Raw genomic sequence first — 752 nt, forward strand, 5'->3', positions numbered from 1 at the left:
ACGGGGCGAGCGCCGCTTGCGCCTCGGCGACCAGGTCCGCCAGCACGCCGCGCGCTCGTCGAGGCCGAGGGTGGAGACCAGCGTCCGCCTTGCCGGCCTCCGCGTCCTTGCCCACGCTCTTGCCCACCGCCTCGATTGCTGCCTTCCACGTCGAGGATGTCGTCGGCGATCTGGAATGCCGCGCCGAGCGCCCGCCCATAGGCGGTGAGCGCCGCGCGCGCATCCGCGTCGGCCTCGCCGAGCAGCGCGCCCGCCTCGCACGCGGCGACCAGCAGCGCGCCGGTCTTCATGGCCTGGAGGTCGCGGATGGCGCCGAGGTCGAGCGCGAGCGGCGTGCCGCCGTCGAAGCGGCCTTCGGCGGTGAGGTCGAGCATCTGCCCGCCCACCATGCCGCCGATGCCCGCCGCCCGCGCCAGCGTCCGCACCAGAGCGATGCGCACCGCCGCGCTCGGGTGGGCATCCTCGCCCGCCAAGAGGTCGAAGGCGAGGGTGAGCAGGCCGTCGCCGGCGAGGATGGCGGTGGCCTCGTCGAACGCCCGGTGGACGGTGGGGCGCCCGCGCCTCAGGTCGTCGTCGTCCATGGAGGGCAGATCATCGTGGATCAGTGAATAGCAGTGGACGCACTCCAGCGCGGCCGCCGCCGTCACCGCCGCCTGCGGCGCGATGCCGAACAGGGCCGCGCTCTCCAGCACCAAAAACGGGCGCAGGCGCTTGCCGCCGCCGAGCGCGCCGTGGCGCATGGCCGCCATCAG

Annotated in this window: 1 protein-coding gene; it reads right to left on the reverse strand. The window is 74.7% G+C overall.

Features of this window, described 5'->3' with window-relative positions:
- The coding region (locus AC2W7M_RS26660; protein WP_486136212.1) for a polyprenyl synthetase family protein at positions 1–740 on the reverse strand (740 nt) is incomplete at its 3' end.
- Positions 741–752: the final 12 nt, after the last annotated feature.

Source organism: Xanthobacter sp. BG11Y11_SDJG (genome assembly GCF_057364445.1).